We start from the raw sequence: 16,901 nt of genomic DNA, 5'->3' as shown, positions 1-16,901 counted from the left end.
TATATGACGTTTATCAATTACATAAGGCAACATAAAATCAAAACTATAATAGTTTTAGCACTTTTGATAGCCTATTATTTCTGCTTACCCAAACCTTTATTTTCTGACCCTACGGCTACAATTGTAACGAGCAAAAGCAATACATTAATAGGTGCATTAATTGCTGATGATGGCCAGTGGAGGTTTCCTCAAAACGATAGTTTACCAGAAAAATTTAAAACCTGTGTCCTTCAATTTGAAGATGAGTATTTTTATAAGCACCCTGGATTCAACCCCGTTTCTATTTTTAAAGCACTCAACCAAAACTTGTCTTCAGGAACAGTAAAACGAGGCGGAAGCACCATCACGCAACAAGTGATTCGTTTATCCAGAAAAGGAACAAAACGTACCTATTTAGAAAAATTTAAAGAACTCATACTTGCAACCCGATTAGAGTTTCGACACAATAAAGATGATATTTTAAAACTCTACACGAGCAATGCTCCATTTGGTGGAAACGTTGTAGGATTAGATGCAGCCGCATGGCGCTATTTTAATAGAGATGCGCACGATTTATCATGGTCAGAAAGTGCTACGCTTGCCGTTTTACCTAATGCTCCAAGCCTTATTTATCCTGGTAAAAATCAAGAGAAGCTCCTCAAAAAACGTAATCGCTTGTTGTTGAAGCTTCATAAAAATAGTATTATCGACACGCTTACTTACCAACTTTCTATCTCAGAAGATCTTCCTCAAAAACCGTATTCTTTACCTCAATTAGCACCACATTTAGTTCAAAAAATAGCGAAATCCCATAAAGGTAAACGTATCAAAACCACTATTGATCCTTATTTACAAGAGCAAGTAAATGCCATTGTAAACGAACATCATAAACATTTAAAGCAAAATGAAATCCACAATATGGCGGTACTGGTAATGGGTGTAAAAACAAGAAATGTTCTAAGTTATATCGGTAATTCCCCCACTGAAAAAACACATCAAAGTGCCGTAGATATAATAGATAAACCACGAAGTACAGGAAGTATTCTTAAACCATTTCTATATGCAGCGATGATGGACGCGGGTGAGTTATTACCCAATACTTTGGTTGCCGATGTCCCAACGCAATACGGGAGCTATCAGCCAGAAAATTACAATCAGACATACGATGGTGCAGTACCTGCAAGTACAGCTTTATCCCGCTCTTTAAATGTCCCTGCCGTTCGGCTATTAAAAGACTTTGGATTAGAACATTTCTATAGCTATTTAAGTCAACTTCACTTAAAAGACTTGGATAAAAATGCAGATCATTATGGCTTATCTCTCATCTTAGGTGGTGCTGAAAGTAATCTTTGGGATTTGTGTAAAAGCTACGCAGCATTGTCCTCTACTATAAATCATTTTTCAGAACATTCTAGCCAGTATTATACGGATGAATTTATTGAGCCTAATCTATTAGCCGAAAACTCGGTTGATTTTGGTCAACTTAAATCAGAAAAAACCATTTTCGATGCTGGGTCTATTTATCTTACGTACGAAAGCTTAAAACAAGTCAATCGTCCGGATTCTGAGGTTAATTGGGAATTTTACGATGAAAGCAAATCCATTGCATGGAAAACAGGTACCAGCTTTGGGTTTCGGGATGCTTGGGCCATTGGAACCACCAAAGATTATGTCGTTGGTGTTTGGGTAGGTAATGCAGATGGTGAAGGAAGACCAGGGTTGGTTGGTGTAGAGACAGCTGCACCTATCTTATTTAATGTTTTTGATGTCTTACCAAACAGCGAATGGTTCTCTATGCCTTATGATGAAATGCAACAAGTTACACTATGTAGTCGTAGCGGTTTTAGAGCATCCCATGCATGTGATGAAACGAAACATTCATGGATTCAAAATAGTGGGCTTAAAACAAAAGCCTGCCCTTATCATCAACTTGTAAATTTAGACACTTCAGAGCAACATAGAGTTAATGGCTCTTGTGAAGATATTATAAATATTAAGCAAAAGTCTTGGTTTGTGCTTCCGCCCATACAAGCGCATTACTATGCTTCAAAACATCCATTTTATAAAGATTTACCACCATTAAAACAAAGCTGTGTTGACCTTGAATCTTCACCAATGGAGTTTTTGTACCCTACCCAAAACAGTAAACTATTCTTACCTAAAGACTTTAACGGAAAGACCAATGATGTTGTACTAAAAGTGGCACATTCTAAATACAACACCAACTTATTTTGGTATGTTGATGACGACTATGTTGGCACTACAAAGGACATTCATAATTTGGCCATAAAACCTTCTATTGGCACCCACCAAATTACTGTTGTTGATGATATGGGGAATGAAATTTCAACTCGAATAACGATTGCGGAATAAATTTTCCCACGTTTTATTCCCTATTTTTGCTTAACTAACAACATTTTTAAATGGACACACTTCAATTTATACATTCTGGCTGGGCATACTTGGTTTTAATCATTTTAGTCTTGGCAACACTTAATGCGCTTTATAAATTCTTTGCGGATAAAGAATTTGACGCCAAAGATTTTAGAATCTCTCTTTTTGCATTGATTACCATGCACATTCAATTACTCATTGGGATCATCTTGTATTTTACAAAAGATTATTTCTCGACGATTTCAGAAGTTGGAGGCATGGGAGAGGTTATGAAAAATGACACACTCCGAAAACTCATCGTTGAACATCCTTTAACCATGATAATTGCAGTCGCTTTAATAACTATAGGTTACTCTAAGCACAAAAAGAAACTGACATCAAAACCAAAGTTTAAAATGTTAGCCATTTTCTACACCATTGCTCTGGTTCTGGTTTTATATATGATTCCTTGGCAACAATGGTTTAGCTAAAAAACAAAGGCAAAACTTCTCAGTTTTGCCTTTATTTTTTATTATAGTTAGTTTTTAATCTGTGACTTCTTTAATGAGATATACATATACTGGGAAGTGATCACTAAAGCCATCTGTAAACCCGCCATCTGCAAAACTTCTAAACGGATAGCCTTTATAGCGACCTCTTTTATTTACTAAATATTGCTTGTTAAAAATACCTGCTTTCCACATTCTGAAAGACGAATAGTCATCTTCAATTAAAGGCTTTGTTACCATAATCTGATCAAACAAACTCCAGGCATCTCTATATGCCGTTGTGCCATATCCTTTCTCAACAAACATTTTTTCAAAAGGGTTATAGATCCCTTTAAGCTCGACATCTTCTTTTTCTTTTTTGGCATTCAAAACTTTCTTTACGCTGTCATTTGTCGGGTCGTCATTTAAATCACCCATTGTAAAAATCTTAGCATACGGATCAATAGCTTGTAAGGAATCCATTAGTTTTTTTGTCAGTTTTGCAGCACCTACTCTTTTAGGTCTGCTTCGGGCTTCTCCTCCACTTCGAGATGGCCAGTGGTTTACTATAATATGAATTAGTTCTCCATCTAATTTTCCTGATACTAATAATTGATCTCTTGTATAAACTCGTTTTCTTGAAAAGTCATCAAATATTTTTAGTTCGTGAGAACTTGAGCTTATCGGTTGAAATAACGCTTTTTGATATAGTAGTGCTACGTCAATGCTTCGTCGGTCTGGACCTTCAAATTGAATAATCCCATAATCCTTTCCTACTAATAAAGGGTCATTAACTAAATCTTCTAAAACTTTACGGTTTTCAATTTCACATACTCCAAGTACGGCTGGTGAATTTCTTGCTATATCAGTCCCTATATCGGCGATAACCCTTGCCATATTTTTTACTTTTTTGGCATATACCGCTTCTCTATCCGCATTCATTTCCATTATGGGACTAGCTTCATCAAACTTTGTAGTATCATCAACGGTGTCGAATAGATTCTCTAAATTATAAAAAGCAACCGTATGGATTTTGAAGCGTTTTTTTTCTTGTGCAGTTGCACTAAAAACAAAGAATAAAGTAAATATAATTACTATCGATCTTATCGTTTTCATTACTATGTATTAAGGTTTTGTTATGAAATATCAAATTGCCTGCCAAAAGTATGATATTATGATAAATAATGTAACTTTGTGCGCCTTAATTCTTTCAGATTTAAGGAAATTTTAAACTCAATTTTACAAATAGGCATGAAAAAAAGTTTTTTACTCGTTCTGTTTTCAATGGCTTTTATCTTAGTAAGTTTTGCTCAGCAAACTCTTATTAAGGGAAGTGTTTTAGACGGAACAACGGGTGAACCTATACCAGACGTAATAGTCACATTAGAAGGCACAACCCTAAGTACAAAAACCAATGGTGTTGGTGAATTTCAGTTCACAATCAACATCCCCTTAGGTGAACAGGTACTTAAAATCGAAAAAGCAGGATACGTTACTAAGCGTTATCCAATTGTTGTTAACGAAGGTGAAACTGTCGATATTAGCGACATGACCATGAGTTATGACCCAAGCGACAAGGATGACCTCTTTATTATTTCTATCTCTGATGACAACCTTAATAGTGAGGATGATGGGTTAACAGATAACATTTCTGGTCTACTTCAATCATCGAGGGATGTGTTTTTAAATGCGGCTGCGTTTGATTTTAGTGCAACGTTTTTTAGACCTCGTGGTTTAGATAATGCCAATGGAAAAGTACTTATTAACGGTGTTGAAATGAATAAGCAATTCAATGGAAGACCACAATGGGGAAATTGGGGAGGCTTAAATGACGTACAGCGTAACCAAGTGTTTTCAATGGGAATTACCGCCAATGATTATACCTTCGGTGACTTAGCAGGTACAAACAATATTATTATGCGTGCTTCTAGTTATAGAAAAGGAGGGCGTGTGTCTTATGCTTCTGCCAATAGAAGTTATACTGGCAGAGTAATGGCAAGTTACAGTTCTGGTTTGTTAGAAGGAGGCTGGTCTTATTCTGTTTTAGCATCTCGTCGTTACGGTGATGAAGGATTTAGAGACGGAACTATATATGATGCCAATTCATTCTTCGGTGCAGTTGAAAAGAAAATAAACGACAAGCACAGTATTAATTTTACAGGTATTTACGCTAAGAACAGACGTGGCCGTTCAACGGCGATAACGGAAGAGGTCTTCAATCTAAAAGGAGCGGAGTACAATCCTTTTTGGGGTGAGCAAGACGGAGAAATCCGGAACTCAAGAATGCGAGAAATTAATGAACCTATTTTAATGCTGAACCATTATTGGGACATTTCTAAAAAAATAAGATTAAACACCAATGTTGCCTATCAATTTGGTGAAATTGCTAACTCTAGAATCGATAATAACGGAACACGACTTGTTGTAAGTAATGGTGAAAACGTATATATCGGTGGTGCGAGAAACCCAACACCAGAATACTATCAAAACCTACCTAGCTTCTTTCTACAAGATGCTAACCCGAGTGCTTTTGATTATCAACAAGCCTATTTAGCACGAGAACAGTTTGTTAATGATGGGCAATTGGATTGGAATCGTTTATACGAAGCTAATGCAACCTTGGCTGCTCAAGGAGGGAACTCTATTTATGCTTTACAGTCTGACGTTATTGACGACCAGCAATTAACAATCAATTCGATACTAGATGCCGATTTAGCTGAGAACATTCGCTTAAATGCTTCTATAAATTATAGAACGTTAAATAGCGAAAACTATGCCCGTATAGAAGATTTATTGGGAGGTTCTGGTTACTTAGATATTGATGCTTTTGCTGAGCTAGAAGATGGACAAGTCGGAGCGGGTCAGTTAGAAGATTTAGCCCAAAGTAATATAAGAACACCTAACCGTATCGCTACCGAAGGCGATCGTTATAAATATAACTACGAAATTGATGCGGATGTTTTTAGTGCCTTTGCACAAGCGCAGTTTAAATATAGCAAAGTAGATTTCTATGTTGGAGCTAATGTCTCACAAACCAGTTACCAAAGAAATGGCCTTTATGAAAATGGTTATTTCCCAGGAACAGGTGACAAAGGATCTTTTGGGAAAAGTGAAAAATTAGATTTTTCAAACTATGGTGTTAAAGCCGGTGCAACTTATAAACTAACCGGACGACATTTATTTGATGTTAATGCTAGCTACTTTACTAAAGCCCCAAGTATAAGAAACTCATTCGGTAATGCTAGACAGAGTAATGAAACTGTAATTGGTCTTAAGAGTGAAAAAATTCAATCTGTAGATGCGAGTTATATATTTAGGTCGCCAATTGTTAAGGCTAGATTAACTGGTTTTTATTCTGGCTTTTCTGATGGCTCGGATATCGGATTCTTCTTTACGGAAAGTTCATCAGGATTTTTTGTTCAGGAAATTCAAACTAATATAGAAAGACGACACATTGGGGGTGAACTAGGAATTGAAGCTCAAGTGACACCAACTATTAAATTAAAAGGTGCCGCTTCAATTGGGCAATATACTTTTACTAATAACCCAAATGTCTATTACACTAGTGCAGACTTAGCACAGCCTTTGACTTATGGTGACGGAACAACAAAGCTTGAAGATTTACATGTTTCTGGTGGACCAGAGCGTGCCTACCAAGTTGGGTTTGAGTACAGAGATCCTGATTTTTGGAATATAGGAGTTACAAGTAATTTCTTTTCTAATGCCTATGTCGATGCTAGTGCTTTAAAGCGCTCTGATGCATTTGCAATAGATACGGATTTAATAGATGAGAGTCTTTTTTCTCAGGGAGGTAATATTTCTGGGAGTCCATTTAACGATTATGATGAGGAAGTCGCCAGACAACTTTTACAACAAGAACAATTTGATGACTATATGTTAGTTAATGTTATCGGTGGAAAATCTTGGAGAATCGATGATTATTTTGTCGGCTTCTTTGCAACTATCAATAATGTATTCAATACTAAATATAGAACTGGTGGTTTTGAGCAGTCTCGGCGTGTAGACTATCGCAGTCAGATTGAAGAGCAAACCAATCCTAACGGTCCGGTATTTGGTAACCGTTATTTTTATGGTAACGGTACTACCTATTACCTAAACGTTTACGTAAGATTTTAAAATAAGACACAACAACATAAAATATATAAAATGAAAACTTTAAACATTAATAAAATAATACTACTTCTAATCAGTCTAGTGGTATTTACAGCTTGTGTGCAAGACGATGAGTTCAGTGTACCAGATATCACGGTTGAAGAGCCTACGTTAGATGGTCCCGAAGTACCTATTAGTTCTTTAGCTGGAGATTTAGCTCAAGAACAAGGGAACTCAGAATTAGATTATTCTGATGAGGATGCCATAGTAGAATATGTATTTAATGAGAACCCTCAGTACGTAACTGGTTACGTTGTTTCTAGTGATGAAGCTGGCAACTTCTTTGAGGAGATTATTCTTCAAGACAGTCCAGAAAACCCTACAATCGGTATAAAATTATTAGTAGACGTTAATCCATTGTTTGTACGTTACGAAGTTGGTCGTAAAATTTACGTTAAGCTAAATGGACTGGCCGTTGGGATTACAAATGGTGTATTGACTTTAGGTGCTAGAAATGGTAACGAAGTCGATAAAATTCCTTCTGCATCTGAAACCAATGTCATTCAGCGCTCTGCAGAAGTTGCAACATTAGTACCACTTCCATTGAGTATGACAGACTTTTCTGAAGACAAGACCAACTTATACATTCAGTTACAGGATGTACAATTTAATAGAAACGAAGTTGTGTCTGAATCCAAAACGTTTGCTTCAGAGCAAGAAGATCAATTTGATGGTGAGCGTGTTTTAGAAAGCTGTACTTCTGGAGCTACACGAATTTTTAGCACCAGTACTTTTGCAGATTTTAAAGGACTTCTTTTACCTTCTGGTCGTGGTAGCATGAATGCGATCTTAACACGAAATTTCTTCGGTGACACCTTTAATGTTGTGGTAAATTCACCTGCAGATATTAATTTTGATAGCGAAGAACGTTGTGATCCAGATTTTGTAGAATGTACAGGTGCTTCTGGTGGAGGAGCTGCTTTCTATGAGGAAAATTTTGAAGGATTTGCTGGTTATGCAGCCGAAGGTTGGACAAACGTTAATGTAAGTGGCGGAAGCACAGAATGGGTTATTGGTAGCTTTAGTGGTAGCAGTTACGCTCAAATATCTGGCTTTAGTAGTGGCGAAGATGAAATTGATGTATATCTTATTACGCCACCAGTAAATATGGACACTACAACAGGAGAAGAACTCTCTTTTGATGTGCAAACCAATTTTGACAACGGTAATATCTTAAGCGTGTTAGTGTCTTCAGACTTTACAGGCGACCCAACAACAGCGACTTGGAGTCTATTGGATGCGTCTATTCCTTCTGGTCCATCAGGCGGATTTGGTTCATTTGCCCCAGTTGGTCCGATTAACATTTCGTGTTTAGATGGTACGGTTCATTTCGCATTCTTCTATGAAGGTTCTGACCCAACAGCAACAACACGTTATCATGTTGATAATATTGAAATAACAGGAAATTAATTCCTGCAGTATAAAGCATAAAAAACCACATCTTATCGATGTGGTTTTTTTATATAACTTTCAAGCTATGTTTATAGACACCTTTTATATTTCATTTTTTAACCGTTTTAAAAAGGGCTTTAAAAAGAAAGCTGTTCTTTTGGCTCAAGTATATATTACGTTCTTAGAACTCTCATTAGTGCTCTTATTGGTTAGTTTCTTTGCCGCTTTTGCCAACCAAATGAAGATAGATTTAATGTCTCAAACAAAAGCCATAGTCCTTCTTATAATTTTAGCAATAGGTATTTGGTTTAAAAATTGGCTGAAGTTTACTGGCAAAAAAAGGAATGTTTTAAACGCCAGCAAAAAAAGAAAAGATGAGCCTTTGTGGAAACTGATTTTGGTGCCTATTGTATGCCTTATTTTAACATTTGTATTTGTAAAATCCATATATTAAAAATGCCACCCATTGGGTGGCATTTTAAAAGTCTTTATGTAAACTAATCTAAGCTTTTTCTTTTTTACAACAGGCTTTGTTGCAATCCTTAGCGCAGGCCATTTTTTGTTCCGCAGTTTTATCAGCACAACATTCTTTTTTACAATCTTCTGGACATGGCGCTTTTTCTTCAAAGCTATCGACCTTAGCCATATTCTTTACCATATAAACATCACCTCCACCAACTTTGGTTACCACATCTTCTAGAGACTTTGGCGTTACCTTGTCAGAATCGTATTCTACCATAGCCAATTCATTCTCAAAATCTACCTTAGCAGATTTAACACCTTCCATTTTTGCCATTTTCTTTTCTATGGTCTTTGCACATCCCATAGCACATGTCATACCATCTATGTTAAATTTTACTTTCGCATAGTTAGCATTAACATCTACAGTTTCGACTATATCATTTTCAGAAGTCTCAATCGCTAAGGTCTTAACTTCAGGTTGAGTTTCATTCTTACATGAAAATGCCATAATTAAAAGCGCAATGATTGTAATATTCTTTAATGTCTTCATAAATCTATTATATAATTAGCCTGACAAATCTAATAATTAACGTGATTATTGAAAGATAATTAACGAATTTTGTGATTTGTTTGCAAGTCTGTTGTATGAAAAATCTTAACCTAAAGTGGTTTTACCTTATTTTACTGTCTATCATCTGGGGCAGCTCATTTATACTCATAAAAAAATCTTTGCTAGGTCTTACCGCTTTTCAATTGGGCGCCCTTAGAACTGTGTTTGCTGGTATCATTCTGTTAGCCTTTGGGTACAAAACACTAAGGCCTCTTAAAAAATCTCATTGGCAATGGATTTTTATTTCAGCTTTATTGGGCTCGTTTTTTCCTGCTTTTTTATTCGCCATTGCACAAACTGAAATTGACAGTGCCATTACTTCTATAATCAACTCCTTAGTACCTTTAAATACGGCACTTGTTGGTGCTGCCGTTTTTAAAATTGGCACGACGAAAAGACAATTTTTAGGAATTGTCTTCGGGTTTATTGGTTGTGCTATTTTAATTTTTAGAGGAGCGGAAATCAATCCTGACCAGAATTATATGTATGCTGGTTTTGTAGTCGTTGCTACGTTGATGTATGCCGGAAATGTCAATATTATTAAGCGCCATTTAAACGACGTTAAACCTCTAGCCATTGCTGCGGGGAATTATACGTTTATAGTTATACCCGCATTAATCATTCTATACGTTACTGATTTTTTTGCCGAAGCTACATTTGAAAGTCCATATTTTAAATCAGCTATTCTTTTCACATTGATATTATCCATTTTTGGGACAGCAATGGCAAAAGTAGTTTACAATACCTTAGTACAGATTTCAACACCGGTATTTGCTTCTTCAGTAACCTATATTATGCCAATAGTTGCTTTAATTTGGGGATTAATTGACGGAGAGTCCTTTGGTTTACTGCAAGGAGTTGGTGCAGTAATTATTTTAGTCGGTGTGTATTTAGCAAACCCATTTAAAAACAAAAAACCGAAGCCTATGACTTCGGTTTAGATTTTTGTTCTTAACTAATTTTAGTTAAAATCTTCTTCAGTGACTCCTTCGTTAATTTTAGCTTCAGTCGTTTCAAAACTTAAAACTTGTGGGCCAGCAGTAATTGTCATACTAAAAGGCATCATTACACCATTAACATCTTGATAGTTTGAATAATCAGTAATGCTTGTTACAGATTGTCCTCCTGCTTCAACAGTTTCTTCTGTTCTCAGTAAATAACCTGTTTCAGCATCATAGTACCTAAAGCTTTCGTTTTCATCTTTAGTTACCTTAATTTTATAGACATCTGTCCCATCAATATCTGTAAGGCTCTCTAAACTGATATTAGAAGTGTCCATATATAATTCTGGATAAAGCCCTTTTTGAGATTGACTTTTGCTTAATTGGTCATCTGTCATAGGAATGCGCTGCCCTTGTTGCTCTTGGTAACCCGTTGAACCATCAAACTTACGTTTTACGATGGTTCCCATACCTTCAATCGACATTTCCATAGAAGACTTATTAGGAGCCATAGCTTTCATAACAGCCTTCGGCTTAAAAGGTGCTCCCTGAATAGTAACATCCGCATTCATCAATGTGGTGTTTACTGTTTTTAGTTTTGCTTCGCCTCCAATGGCCTTGACATAACTATTTAAAACATCAACAGCAGTTAACCCTTCTGGTAATGGTTTTGAAAATACTGGCTTCTCTGTTGCTTCGGCATATTTGGTGTAGTATTTAATTGGCATTCCCAACGTTTCCAACCCAGTTAAAACATCACTTCCTTTGCCAACAACTACAATTCTAGCATTATCAATGTCAAAATACTTATTGGCTACGCGCTGAACATCTTCTACTGAAACATCATTAATATTTTCTAAATAATTTTCATAAAAATCATCTGGAAGATTATTACGCTTAATATTTAATGCATAATTGGCAATTGTTTGTGGACGTTCTAATGCCATAACAAAATTACCGACATACTTTTCCTTTGCATTAGATAATGTTTGAGGATCCACAGGCTCAGTTCTAATGCGCTTAATTTCTTTTATAAACTCAACTACGGCGCTATCCGTAACTTCATTTCTTACTTTTGCACTTGCCACAAAACGTGAAACACCATAGCGGTTTGAGCCCAAGCTAGAACCTGCACTGTAGGTGTAACCTTTATCTTCTCTGATATTTTTGAATATATAACTATCTGTACCGCCACCTAAAATAGTATTAGCTATTATAGCAGAAAAATAATCATCATCGTTTTGTTTTAGGTCTACATTATTTGTTACAGAGATACTTGATTGTGTAGCATTTGGCATATTCACAAAATCAATCTCAGTACTAGCAACATTTGGGGTTAACTTTGGATCAGGTAAATCCGTTAAATTTGACTTTTCCCATTTCCCAAAATGTGTTTTAATCTGTTTTTTAGCTGTTTTCTCATCAATATCACCAACAATAACAATATAGGCGTTGTTAGGACTAAAGCGTTTTTTGTATAAATCCTTTACATCTTGAAACGTTACATTTTTTACCGTTTCTTCAGTAGTAAACTCACCATAAGCATGGTCTGTTCCGTAAGCTAATGCTGAACCAACTCTGCTCGCTGCAGCATCTACACTTTTTTCACCCTGCCTGAGGTTATCTAACAACTTATCTCTTTCTTTTTTAAACTCTTCTTCTGTTAATAAAGGATTAATTGCTGCATCTGCCATTAATTCTACAATACGATCTGCATATTTGGTCAACGTGCTTGCAAAAGCTCCACTGGAACCAAAATTAACATTAGCCCCTAAAAAATCAACTTCTTCATTAAAATCGTCTTTAGAAATGTTTGTTGTACCGTTTCCTAACATAGAAGATAGAATACTTGCCACACCAGCTTTATCGCCTTCAACTAATGGCTTATTATCTATACTTAAAGAATAAGAAACTCTAGGTAGTTTGTTGTTTTCAACAAAAAGCACTTTAATACCATTGTCTAACTCCCACTCCTTTGGATCATCGATGGATATTTTTGGAGACGGTCCACCCTCCGGCATTTTGGATCGGTCTATCTGTGCATTTGCCCCAAAAGATAATAGAGCAATAATTAAAAATCCTGATATTTTGGTCATAAATGTCTTCATCTTATTGGTCATCTTTTTTAGGTAAATATTCAATTTCTACACGCTGATTTGGGCTCAAATACTTTTTAGCCACATCTCTTATTTCTTCCCTAGTAATAGAACGGTATAAATCTAATTGTGTGTTTATTAGATTTACATCTTCATATAAAAGATAATAGGTAGCTAAAGAACTTGCAATACCAGCAACACTAGAATTTGAGCTCACAAAACGACTCTCGAATTGATTTTGAAGTTTTTGATAATCGCGTTCTGAAATTAATTCAGTTTGCATCTTTGTTATTTCTTCGTCCATCTCTTCTAAAAGCGTATCTAAAGCAGTATCTCCTTGTGGTAAGGCAAAAAGTGCAAAAATATTATAGTCTACTTGTGGTAAATTAAATGCTTGTACTTGTAATGCTTGCTTCTGTTCATCAACCATTTTTTTATAAAGTACTGAACTTTTACCTCCACTTAAATAGGTAGAAATCATATTTAACACATAAGCTTCCCGAGTGGCTTGACCCGGTAAACGATATGCAGCTAATATTGCCGGTATTTGAATATTAACATCATAAGCCGTTACTTTTTTTGTTTCTGTTATCGGAGTTTCTTTCGGAAAATTTCTAACCACTTCAGGTCTAGATTTAACTGCACTAAAATAGTCTTTGACCAATTGCTTTGTCTCTTCGATATCAATATCACCAGCAACAACAAGCACAGCGTTATTAGGGCCGTAGTATTTATTGAAATAAGCATTAAATTGATCTAAAGTAGCTGCATCTAGATCTTCAGCATAACCAATATTAGGATCTTTGTAGGGATGAACTTCAAATAAATTACTTCCGATGGTTTCTAACAACTTTCCATAAGGTGCATCATAACGTAGTCGTTTTTCTTCTTTTACGACTTCATTTTGAGTGTCTACTCCAACTTGGTCAATCACAGGATGTAACATGCGCTCAGACTCTAACCATAATGACAGTTCCAGTTTATTGGATGGAAAGACCGCGTAATAATCTGTGCGATCTTGAGATGTAGAGGCGTTAAACGTCCCCCCATTTGCAGGGATAATTTTCATAAATTCCCCTCGCCCTATATTTTCTGAACCTTCGAACAAAAGGTGCTCAAAAAAATGAGCAAAACCAGTACGGTTTTTTTCTCGGTCTTTTCCGCCTACATTATACATCACCGTTGTCGCTACCACTGGAGCTGTATTATCTTGATGTAAAATAACATGTAAACCATTTTCTAAATCGAATTCTTCAAATTCAACTTTTTGTGCAGTAGCATTGACGCTAACAAGCACTAAAAGCGCAAAGCTTAAAAAGCAATTTTTCATTTTTAAAAGTTTTGTTAATAAAATTTCAATGTGTTAGTCTAGGTGTTTTAGATTTTGTTACACCCAAGTCTTCAAATATAATCAACTATTTAGGCATATTGTGTTAGCGCAGTATTAAATCTTGACTAAGTCACTCAATTAAAGGCCATTAATAGCGTTTTATTTTCATAAATTTCCTAAAACTATTGAATTGCCATTCAAAGCCCACAAAGTATTTGTAGATTAATAATTTAGGAGTATATTTGCACCCGCCTTAATTAAAGGTGAGTTCATTAATAAAAACAAATTAATAAAAACGTTACGCTATGTACGCAATTGTAGAGATAGCAGGGCATCAATTTAAAGTTGAAAAAGACCAAAAAGTTTTTGTTAACCGTTTAGCAACAGAAGAAGGTAAGAAAGTGGATTTCGATAACGTTCTTTTAATTGGTGATGGTGACAATGTAACTGTAGGCGCCCCAGCTATAGACGGAGCACAAGTTAGTGCTAAAGTCTTAAAGCACCTTAAAGGTGATAAAGTAATCGTCTTTAAAAAGAAAAGACGTAAAGGTTACCGTGTTAAGAACGGTCACCGTCAAGCATTGTCTGAAATTATAATTGAAGGCATTACAGCTTCTGGTGCTAAACCTGCAGCTAAAGCTAAGGCAGAGAAGCCAGCAAAGAAAGCTGACACTTCAACAAGCTCAGCAACCAAAGCAAAAGCTGCTCCTAAGGCAGAAACCAAAAAGGCAGCACCTAAAAAAGAAGAAACTAAAACTCAAGATTTAAGCAAAAATACTGTTGCTGAATTAAAAGAGATGGCTAAAGCAAAAGGTATTACAGGATATTCTTCAATGAAGAAAGCTGAATTAATCGCTGCTTTAAGTTAATTATATAACACTAAAATCGAAATACAATGGCACATAAAAAAGGAGTCGGAAGTTCGAAAAACGGTAGAGAATCAGAATCGAAACGCTTAGGTGTTAAGATTTTTGGTGGACAAGCTGCTATCGCAGGAAATATTATCGTAAGACAACGTGGTAACACGCATCACCCAGGTGAAAATGTTTACCAAGGTAAAGACCATACATTACACGCACAGGTTGATGGTCTTGTAAAGTTTACAAAGAAAAAAGACAATAGGTCTTATGTTTCTATTGAGCCGTTTGAAGCTTAATTAAACATTCTTTTTCAATACATTGAAGCCCTTTCTTTTAGAGAGGGCTTTTTGTTTTTAACCCTTTATTGGTATTGGCTAATTTGAAAGTGAAGATTCTTCACTTTGTTCAAAATGACAGACATGAGTATTTAGACAATATCCATCTTCTTCAATAAAAAACTGGCATTCATGTTTTGGCAGACTCCCTTTTTAAGTTTGTAGTCGAAATGAAGTTCGTCATCTATTATTTGAGCATCGAAATAATAATTTTTAACTGGTTCTAATTCGCTTTCTATCTCAGTAAGGCTTAAGTCGTGTGTAGCAATAATTCCCGTAGCATTAAGATTAACCAACTTCTCAACGAACTTTTTTGAGCCAATGGCCTTATCTGTGCTATTGGTGCCTTTTAAAATTTCATCCAAAATAATAAAGTAAGTATCGTTTTCGAGTTGATCCACAATAAACTTAAGTCGTGTCAATTCTGAAAAGAAATAAGAACTATCATCATCTAATGAATCCGTAGTTCGCATACTTGTCACTAGCTTAATGGGCTTATATCTACTAGATGCTGCACAGACTGGTAGCCCCACATTGGCCATAACAATATGAAGGCCAACTGTTCGTAAAAACGTACTCTTACCTGCCATGTTTGCCCCTGTGGTGATAAAAAATTCTTTGGTATTAATCTCTAAATCACTGTTTACCCGTTTAGATTTTTCAAGTAATGCATGTCCTAATCCTGAAGCTTGAATAGTTTCTGAAGAACTGATAATTTCAGGATACACATAGTCTGCGTGATTAAAAGCATAGTTACCTAAGCTATTGTAAGCATCGAAAAAAGTAACCACTTCGAACCAGTCTTCAACCTTATGATTGTTATCCTGTATCCATCTTTCAATATAATACGATTGCCGTATATCCCACAGAAAATAACCATTTCCTAAAATCGCAGACAGCAAATTATTTCTATTATCCAATGCATCTAACGCTTTTGAAAATTTTGAAAATAATTGTGATGCTTTTACGGTATTTGACTTAATTTTTTGCTGTTGATGCTTTAATAATTCAGATGAAAATTCAACATCTTCTATATGTTTTAAAAGCAAAGCATATTGCCTAAAGGTATCTTTAACTTTTGATGTATTATTAGCTAATAGGTTGATTTTTTTTAAGTACAAGCCAGTGATTCCTAAACCTATTAGCAACCAATAACCCAACCAATCTATTGGGATGAGTTGTGTAACGGCAAGGCCAACAATTATCACGGATGCCACACTAAATAGAGACGTTACAAGTAACAATTGCTTATTTAAAAAGGGCTTGTGATTTTTGAGCCAACTAATTACGTCTTTTGCTGAATACTCTACCTCAACTCCTTGTGCAATTGCTGCGTATTTCTGGTACCATTTGGGGTGACTTGCCAATTCCATGGTAGCTTCTTGTCTTTCCTTAATGCCTTTTGTGTTATTTGACAAAAGGTAATCTACTAACCTTTCTGTTCCCTCTTTAATAGTCGTTCTATTTATAAACTGGAAAAAAGATCCCTTTCCAAAAAGGTCAATGTCTAAACTGTAATAATGGTTTGGGTTTTGAAACTCTAATCCTTGTGGTCTTTCTTTAAAAATCCCTTTAGCGATTTCAAGCTCTTCTTCGTTAATTTTAACCAAGCGTTTATTAAGGTCTCTTTCAATCTTACAGTCCGTATATATAGATAAAACATAAAGGAATAAGCCTATCCCAATTATTGCTATTACTACTGCAACCTGCCAATATGAATAAGACAGATATATACCAAAAATAGTTGTCGAAAATATGATTAGGCGTATGGTACTAAGTGCCAATAAACGCTTCTTTAATTGCGAGACTTTAGAAGTGTGCTCTGAAAGCTGTTTTTTATAAAAGTTCTCAGAGTTGTCCAT

The 16,901-nt window shown here is 35.6% G+C and carries 13 protein-coding genes; 8 read left to right on the top strand and 5 right to left on the bottom strand.

The genetic code is table 11. The annotated features are described in order from the left end of the window. Positions 1-3 precede the first annotated feature (3 nt). On the top strand, positions 4-2,352 hold the full coding sequence (gene pbpC / locus ACFEMA_RS02110) for a penicillin-binding protein 1C (protein ID WP_411766311.1): 2,349 nt from the start codon (positions 4-6) through the stop codon (positions 2,350-2,352). A gap of 50 nt (positions 2,353-2,402) precedes the next feature. Beyond that, a complete protein-coding gene (locus ACFEMA_RS02105; protein ID WP_411766310.1) occupies positions 2,403-2,843 on the top strand; it encodes a hypothetical protein in 441 nt (146 codons plus the stop codon). Positions 2,844-2,897: 54 nt separating this feature from the next. Here the strand turns inward: ACFEMA_RS02105 and ACFEMA_RS02100 are convergent, their stop codons facing one another. After that, positions 2,898-3,956: an endonuclease/exonuclease/phosphatase family protein gene (locus ACFEMA_RS02100; RefSeq protein ID WP_411766309.1), complete on the bottom strand. Its 1,059-nt coding sequence runs from the start codon at positions 3,954-3,956 to the stop codon at positions 2,898-2,900. 135 nt (positions 3,957-4,091) lie between these two features. Here ACFEMA_RS02100 and ACFEMA_RS02095 point away from each other — a divergent pair, with 135 nt between their 5' ends. The 3 genes from ACFEMA_RS02095 (at position 4,092) to ACFEMA_RS02085 (ending at position 8,859) form a co-directional block, all read left to right on the top strand. Beyond that, complete coding sequence (locus ACFEMA_RS02095) at positions 4,092-6,977, top strand: carboxypeptidase regulatory-like domain-containing protein (protein WP_411766308.1); 2,886 nt, start codon at positions 4,092-4,094, stop codon at positions 6,975-6,977. Between the two features lie 30 nt (positions 6,978-7,007). Beyond that, complete coding sequence (locus tag ACFEMA_RS02090; protein ID WP_411766307.1) at positions 7,008-8,423, top strand: DUF5689 domain-containing protein; 1,416 nt, start codon at positions 7,008-7,010, stop codon at positions 8,421-8,423. 67 nt (positions 8,424-8,490) lie between these two features. Continuing rightward, the gene (locus ACFEMA_RS02085; RefSeq protein ID WP_411766306.1) at positions 8,491-8,859 is read left to right on the top strand and encodes a hypothetical protein; all 369 of its coding nucleotides are present in this window, start codon (positions 8,491-8,493) and stop codon (positions 8,857-8,859) included. A 48-nt stretch (positions 8,860-8,907) separates the two neighbouring features. On the opposite strand, the gene ACFEMA_RS02080 is transcribed toward ACFEMA_RS02085, so the two are convergent. After that, on the bottom strand, positions 8,908-9,417 hold the full coding sequence (locus tag ACFEMA_RS02080) for a cation transporter (RefSeq protein WP_411766305.1): 510 nt from the start codon (positions 9,415-9,417) through the stop codon (positions 8,908-8,910). Between the two features lie 95 nt (positions 9,418-9,512). Between ACFEMA_RS02080 and ACFEMA_RS02075 the strand changes: the two genes are divergently transcribed. Next, on the top strand, positions 9,513-10,418 hold the full coding sequence (locus ACFEMA_RS02075; protein WP_411766304.1) for a DMT family transporter: 906 nt from the start codon (positions 9,513-9,515) through the stop codon (positions 10,416-10,418). Between the two features lie 20 nt (positions 10,419-10,438). On the opposite strand, the gene ACFEMA_RS02070 is transcribed toward ACFEMA_RS02075, so the two are convergent. Continuing rightward, complete coding sequence (locus ACFEMA_RS02070; RefSeq protein WP_411766303.1) at positions 10,439-12,526, bottom strand: M16 family metallopeptidase; 2,088 nt, start codon at positions 12,524-12,526, stop codon at positions 10,439-10,441. Between the two features lies 1 nt (position 12,527). After that, the gene (locus ACFEMA_RS02065) at positions 12,528-13,844 is read right to left on the bottom strand and encodes a M16 family metallopeptidase (RefSeq protein ID WP_411766302.1); all 1,317 of its coding nucleotides are present in this window, start codon (positions 13,842-13,844) and stop codon (positions 12,528-12,530) included. Between the two features lie 305 nt (positions 13,845-14,149). Between ACFEMA_RS02065 and rplU the strand changes: the two genes are divergently transcribed. Further along, positions 14,150-14,713 (top strand): 50S ribosomal protein L21, encoded by a 564-nt coding sequence (gene rplU, locus ACFEMA_RS02060; RefSeq protein WP_411766301.1) that lies wholly within the window; start codon positions 14,150-14,152, stop codon positions 14,711-14,713. Positions 14,714-14,739: 26 nt separating this feature from the next. After that, positions 14,740-15,000, top strand: coding sequence for a 50S ribosomal protein L27 (rpmA, locus tag ACFEMA_RS02055; protein WP_411766300.1), 261 nt, complete (start codon positions 14,740-14,742; stop codon positions 14,998-15,000). 131 nt (positions 15,001-15,131) lie between these two features. Here rpmA and ACFEMA_RS02050 read toward each other — a convergent pair whose 3' ends face one another. After that, complete coding sequence (locus ACFEMA_RS02050; RefSeq protein ID WP_411766299.1) at positions 15,132-16,901, bottom strand: MutS-related protein; 1,770 nt, start codon at positions 16,899-16,901, stop codon at positions 15,132-15,134.

This window comes from Winogradskyella sp. A3E31, assembly GCF_046720935.1.
In the GTDB taxonomy this organism is placed as follows: Bacteria; Bacteroidota; Bacteroidia; order Flavobacteriales; family Flavobacteriaceae; genus Winogradskyella.
The sequence above is the reverse complement of the archived record's forward strand: the minus strand, read 5'-3'. Positions and strand labels throughout refer to the sequence as shown.